The organism is Lacinutrix venerupis (genome assembly GCF_003663945.1).
GTDB classification, from domain to species: Bacteria; Bacteroidota; Bacteroidia; order Flavobacteriales; family Flavobacteriaceae; genus Lacinutrix; species Lacinutrix venerupis.
Map to the genome: position 1 here is coordinate 208,727 of NZ_RCCH01000008.1, position 6,224 is coordinate 214,950.

4 protein-coding genes are annotated in these 6,224 nt (G+C 29.0%); 3 read left to right on the forward strand and 1 reads right to left on the reverse strand.

Annotation, left to right across the window (positions count from 1 at the left end; translation table 11 throughout):
- Genes CLV86_RS12920 through CLV86_RS12930 form a run of 3 tightly spaced genes read left to right on the forward strand, consistent with a single transcriptional unit; the run spans position 1 to position 5,345 of the window.
- Positions 1 to 1,269 (forward strand): PDDEXK-like family protein, encoded by a 1,269-nt coding sequence (locus tag CLV86_RS12920; protein ID WP_121052915.1) that lies wholly within the window; start codon positions 1 to 3, stop codon positions 1,267 to 1,269.
- A gap of 46 nt (positions 1,270 to 1,315) precedes the next feature.
- Positions 1,316 to 1,843 carry a hypothetical protein gene (locus CLV86_RS12925; protein ID WP_121052917.1) on the forward strand — a complete coding sequence of 176 codons (528 nt, stop codon included), beginning with the start codon at positions 1,316 to 1,318 and terminating at the stop codon, positions 1,841 to 1,843.
- A 40-nt stretch (positions 1,844 to 1,883) separates the two neighbouring features.
- Positions 1,884 to 5,345 (forward strand): DEAD/DEAH box helicase family protein, encoded by a 3,462-nt coding sequence (locus tag CLV86_RS12930; RefSeq protein ID WP_249037482.1) that lies wholly within the window; start codon positions 1,884 to 1,886, stop codon positions 5,343 to 5,345.
- 102 nt (positions 5,346 to 5,447) lie between these two features.
- Here CLV86_RS12930 and CLV86_RS12935 read toward each other — a convergent pair whose 3' ends face one another.
- Positions 5,448 to 6,221 carry an XRE family transcriptional regulator gene (locus tag CLV86_RS12935; protein WP_121052921.1) on the reverse strand — a complete coding sequence of 258 codons (774 nt, stop codon included), beginning with the start codon at positions 6,219 to 6,221 and terminating at the stop codon, positions 5,448 to 5,450.
- Positions 6,222 to 6,224 lie beyond the last annotated feature (3 nt).

The window sequence follows — 6,224 nt, forward strand, 5'->3', positions numbered from 1 at the left end:
ATGAAAAATCAACTTAATTACATATGTGAAAGTGTTTTTACTATAGTTAAACATCATAATCAACTAACTAAAGCAAGAGGTGAAGATTTCAATGTGTTTTCTATTTTAAAAATGGAGCGTAAAGAAAATGATACGCATTCTGCATTTTTAGGAGCTTTATTAAATCCTGAAGGCACTCATTATTTGGGAGATAAGTTCTTGCAGTTATTTATAAGTATGATTTTAGAACTTATTTCTAATCAAGAAGCTAGTAATAAACTTTTAGCTTTCAATAGTAAAACTGCTAAGTTAAATATTGAAGTAGGAATAGGTAATACCACTTTCTGTAAACATAATGATATTATTTCAAATAAGTGTTCAATACCATGTACTTGTTCTGGTGGTAGAATAGACATTTACTTAAAAGATTCCTTAGGTAATACAATCTCTATTGAAAATAAAATTGATGCATACGACCAAAATAGTCAAGTGAAGAGATATTATAACCATAACACAAGTAAAAACACAGTAATATATCTAACCAAAGCAGGTGTTAATCCAAGTAAAGCTAGTAAACGAGATTTGGTTGAAGGTGAGCATTTTTTTAATATCAGTTATAAAACACATATGGTAAATTGGTTAGAAAATTGTTTAAAAGAAACAGTTAACCAACCTATACTTAGAGAAACAATTAAGCAATATATTATATTAATAAAAAAAATAACCAATACTGTGACTAACCAAGAGGAACAAGATTTACAAGAGGTATTATTTAAAAATGATAATTTAAGAGCTGCTAAAGTTATAGCAGATAATTATGAGACCATACTAGATAAAATAAGAGATAAATTTAGAAAAGAGGTTTTAATATTGCTCAAACCTCAATTATTAGAGTTAGGATTAACAATTAAAGAAGGGAATACTAATTATAATCATATTACACAATTATGGATTAGACCAATAGTAAATCATAATTCAAAACAGTTTTACGGAATAGAAACATTTTCTAAAAATGGGCATTTTGGAGGAGAATTATTTGTAGGTGTTTTTGATCAAGGTAAAAAAGGATTGCCAACCATTGATAATTCATTTGAGTTTAACGAAGTATGGTCTGTGGTCAGATACGTTTATATCAATGAAAATGAAAAATTTAATTTATCAGAATTAGATATTTTGAAATTAATTTATAAAGATCAGACTGAGTCAACTAATATTCAAAGTACTAAAGTAGTAGACCAAATACTTCAATTTATAGAAGAAACCTTAAACACACATGTTGTTACTAAATAGGTGTAGTTAGATTAAAACTGAAACATTTGAGAAAAAAATAAAAGATATGAAAAGCACATTTATAAATTCAGAAATTTGGTCATTAACAATTGGTGGTGCTTTTCAACGAGCCAATGTTTATAACCCAGACGTATTAGAAAAGGATAAAAAAGATTTTAAGTTTATGCTTAAAGGCTATATAGATAATACTATTGTGCCCAGCTATAATAAAGTTAACATGTCAGATGATATACATATTGAAAACATTAAGAGTGTACAGCAATACACTTCTAATTTTGATAAACTATTAACCAATGGTCAGTTTAATTTTGGGGTAAGCCAGAAGCTACTAAATTTATATCTAAAATACTTATGGTGTTTAGGTGTCATATCAGAACCACCACATTTTCCTGTAGATAGAATTATTCAGCAAAAACTAAAGTTTAAACCAATTATAGCTTGGACTAAAATTGAAACTTCAGAAGAATATATGTCTATTGTAAATTTTGCAAGAACTAAAATCAATCTTAAAGATGAGTTTTCTAATTCATTATCTGTAATAGAATTAAATCTATTTAGTAGACGTAATGATTAATTTTTAATACTTTTAAAGGCTTATAACCTAACCAATTATTATGAGCAATTTTGAATTTCTAAAACAAGACTTTCCGCAACTTTATGCAGAAGCTAAAATAGCAGAACAAATTACTTTTGCTGTGCCTAAATTAGCAGCAGTATCTTGTCGTTCTTTTTTAGAATTAGGCTTAAACTGGTTATATGATAATGATGAAACATTTACTAAACCTTACGACACAAAATTAGCAGCATTATTATTTCATTACGATTTTAAAAGCAGTGTAAAACCCTCTTTATTTCATAACCTAGACCTTGTAAGACGTTTTGGTAACGATGGTGCTCATGGTAATTTAGTGTCTCAAAAAAAGGCGTTAATTGCTCTAAAATCTATTTTTAGTTTTGGCGTATATTTAGTTAAATATTATGGAGAAGATTTAATAGATACACCAGTTTTTAGTGAAGAGAATCTGCCACAAGGTATTGGTTTGAGTTCTAAAAATGTAAAAGCAGAAATTGATGAAAAAGTTAAAGCTTCAGAAAAACAATTAAAAGCTTTAAGAGAAGCACAAGAAAAATCACTCGCATTACAAAAGGAAAACGAATTGCTTAAACAGCAATTTCAATTACAACAAACCCAATTATTAGAGCGTAAAGAAGAACGTCAAAAAGTAGTTATTCCAGAAAAAGACATTCCGCAGTTAACACCAGAGCAGGAAACGCGTCAATTATATATTGATGAGTTATTAAAAGAAGCAGGTTGGAATAATTTAAAACAAGGTACAGACATAGAATTTCCAGTTGTTGGTATGCCTTTAAGTACTAATCCATCAGGAAATGGTTTTGTGGATTATGTTTTATGGGGAAGTGATGGTTTACCGTTAGCGGTTATAGAAGCAAAACAATCTTTACATAGTGCAACAAAAGGTAAGCATCAAGCTAAACTATATGCAGATTGTTTGGAGCAAATGACAGGACAAAGACCTGTAATATTTTACTCTAATGGTTTTGATACTTATATATGGGATGATACTTTTTATACCGAGCGTTTAATTTATGGTTTTTATACAAAGGAAGAATTAGCCTATTTAATAGAACAACGTAAAACACGTAAGGATTTATCTGAATTTAAAGTCAATTTAGATATAGCTGGATATAAAAGACCGTACCAATTAGAAGCTATTAAGCGTGTTGGTGAGGCTTTAATGGTAAAAACAGATAAAGGTTTAGTTGGTAAAAACAGAGAAGCTTTATTAGTAATGGCTACAGGAAGTGGTAAAACAAGAACTTCTGCAGCTATTGTAGATATGTTAACCAAATGTCATTGGGCTAAACGTATCTTGTTTTTAGCAGATAGAAATGCTTTAGTGACTCAGGCTAAAAATGCGTTTAAAGAGCATTTGCCTAATTTATCAACCATAGATTTAACTAAAGAAAAAGAAGACACAGGAACTCGTGTAGTATTCTCTACCTACCCAACTATTCTTAATAAAATAGATAAAGTTAGATCTAATGAAGAACGTTTTTATGGTATAGGTCATTTTGATGTGATTATTATTGATGAAGCACATAGATCTGTGTATCAAAAATACGGAGCTATATTCGATTATTTTGATGCTATTTTAATTGGGTTAACAGCTACTCCAAAAAAAGATATTCATCATAATACCTATGGATTATTTGGTATTGAAGATGATAACCCAACCTTTGTTTATGAGTTAGACCAAGCTGTAAAAGATGGGCATTTAAATCCTCCTAAAGGCATTAGTGTACCATTAAAGTTTATGCGAGAAGGAGTTAAATACAAGGACTTATCAGAAGAGGACAAAGCAAAATACGAAGAGAAATTTGGCTTACCAGCTTTAGAAGATGAAGATGAGGTTTTAGAAAGTTTAGGTATTTCATCAAGTCAAATGAATTCCTATTTATTTAATACCAAAACAGTAGATATGGTATTGGATTATCTTTTTACTAATGGACTAAAAGTAAATGGTGGAGATAAGTTAGGTAAAACCATCATTTTTGCTAAAAACCATAAGCATGCAGTATTTATTCAAGAACGTTTCAATAAAAACTATCCACAATTTAAAGGAAGTTTTTTAGAAGTTATAGATAATTATGCATCAAAAGCACAAGATTTATTAGAGCGTTTTTGCGATGATAAACAGGAACAAGACCCTCAAATTGCTGTTTCTGTAGATATGATGGATACAGGAGTTGATGCGCCAAGAGTTGTAAACCTTGTATTTTTTAAACCTGTAAAATCTTTTGCTAAGTATTGGCAAATGATTGGAAGAGGTACACGTTTAAGACCAAATCTTTTTGGTCCAGGAAAGGATAAAACTGAATTTATAATTTTTGACTTTTGTGGTAATTTTGAATATTTTGAAGAATACCCACAAGGAGCTAAAACGAGTGTTTCTAAAGGTTTATCTCAACTTATATATGAAACCATGTTGCATATTGTACAAGTTATAAGGAATAAAACAGAAGCTACAAAAGAGCAAGATGAATTTGCAGAAAGCCTAGTTAATAAATTACATAAAAGTATTGATGCTTTAGATGAAAACCGTTTTGAAGTAAAAAAAGAATTACGTCATGTAAAGCATTTTAAAATAAAATCAAATTGGGAAAGCATCTCATTAACAGATGAAACTATTTTATGCGATAAATTATTTGGATTATCTAGTTATAGTGAAACAGATGATGAGGTTGCAAAGCGGTTTGATTTATTAGCTTATAAATTACAGTTAGCTTTATTAAATGATGCCAAATCGCAAGAAAATTTTATTTCTATTATTTACAATGTAGGAGTGCAGCTTCATAAAAAAAGAAATATTCCAGCAGTTTCAAATAAATTAGGAGTTATAAATAAAATTAGAGATTTATCTTTTTGGTCTAACGTTAATATTCAAACTGTAGAAGAGGTTAGAGCGGAGGTAAGAGATTTAGTGAAATTTCTAGAAAAAGAAAGCTTAGAACCTGTCTATACAGATTTTACAGATATTCTTGATCATGATAGTGTAGAAGAAAAAGATATTTTAGAGGGATATACTAAACTACAGAGTTATAAAGACCGAGTGGAAAGTTTTATACGCAAAAATAAATCACATTTAGTAATTGATAAATTACATAAAAATATACCAATAACGAATAAAGAACTTGAGCTTCTTGAGCAATTTTTAATTAACGAGTCATTAGGAACTAGAGAAGCATATACTAATGAATATGGAGAGTTACCTTTGGGTAAATTTGTTAGAAGTATAGTAGGATTAGATCTTAAAGTGGTAAATGATTTATTTACAGATTATATTCAAAAAGAAAATTTAAATCCACAACAAATTACCTTTATACAAACCTTAATTAATTTTTTAAATGTTAATGGCACTTTAGATAAATCACTTTTAATTAAACCTCCGTTTACAGAAAATCATGACGAAGGTATTTTTGGTTTGTTTAAGGATGAAGGTGATGTAAGGCAGATTATATCTTTAATTGATACTGTAAATAATAATGCAGGTTAATTTTGATCTTTATTTTGTGCCAAAAGTTCACTAAGCCTTTTTAACATGCTTAAACTTCTTAGTATTGAAAAGTGGTAAACAGGTTAAGTAAAGCTATAAAAACTATTTTAAAGTTTTTTCTAGTGCCTTCAACTCCACACCCAACTCATTAAACATACCAAGAATACTACTGATTTTTAATTCCTCTTCAGAGTATTCTTGGGTGTTTATACTACAAGTAAATTCCCAAATCTCTAAAACTTCATCAATAGGTACAATATAATCATTGTAAGTTTTATTGTCAGACATAAGTAATAAAGAGTTATTTAAATCAATATTATTATGCACACGTTTATAAACCATGCCATCATTTAAAGTAATTAAAACATAGGTTTTTCCTGTTTTTATGTCATTTCTATCCTCTATAAACTTTCCAATAACAAAAGAACCATCTTTCATGGGCAACATAGAATCGCCTTTAATTGGGAATGCGCGATGTTTTCCAGTAGGTAAAAAAGGTAATTTTATTTTTTGAAGTTGTTCAATATATTCAGGATCATCATATCCATTTAAATAGCCAGCAGATGCTTTTACAGGTACAACTTCAATTAAATTATCATTTTCTACATCTACAGTAATAGGAAATAAAACTCGTTGATTCCCTAATTCTATAAATGAAGAATCCTTAGCCTTAGTCAAATCATTTCTAAGCAAAATATCTATAGGAAGTTTGAAATAATCAGACAATAGAATAAGTATTTCAATAGATGGTGCAGAACGTCCTTCTTCATAAGAACTTATGCGCGATCTTGTTACCTTCAAATCTTCTGCTAAAACCTCTTGAGTTACACCTTTTAAACTCCTTAAATGACGTATATTTTTTGATATAAATTTCATAAT

Bases quoted from the DNA above. Each gene is read 5' to 3' on its own strand.
- CLV86_RS12920 (WP_121052915.1), top strand. From the start codon at position 1: ATGAAAAATCAACTTAATTACATATGTGAAAGTGTTTTTACTATAGTT.
- CLV86_RS12930 (WP_249037482.1), top strand. From the start codon at position 1,884: ATGAGCAATTTTGAATTTCTAAAACAAGACTTTCCGCAACTTTATGCA.
- CLV86_RS12925 (WP_121052917.1), top strand. From the start codon at position 1,316: ATGAAAAGCACATTTATAAATTCAGAAATTTGGTCATTAACAATTGGT.
- CLV86_RS12935 (WP_121052921.1), bottom strand. From the start codon at position 6,221: ATGAAATTTATATCAAAAAATATACGTCATTTAAGGAGTTTAAAAGGT.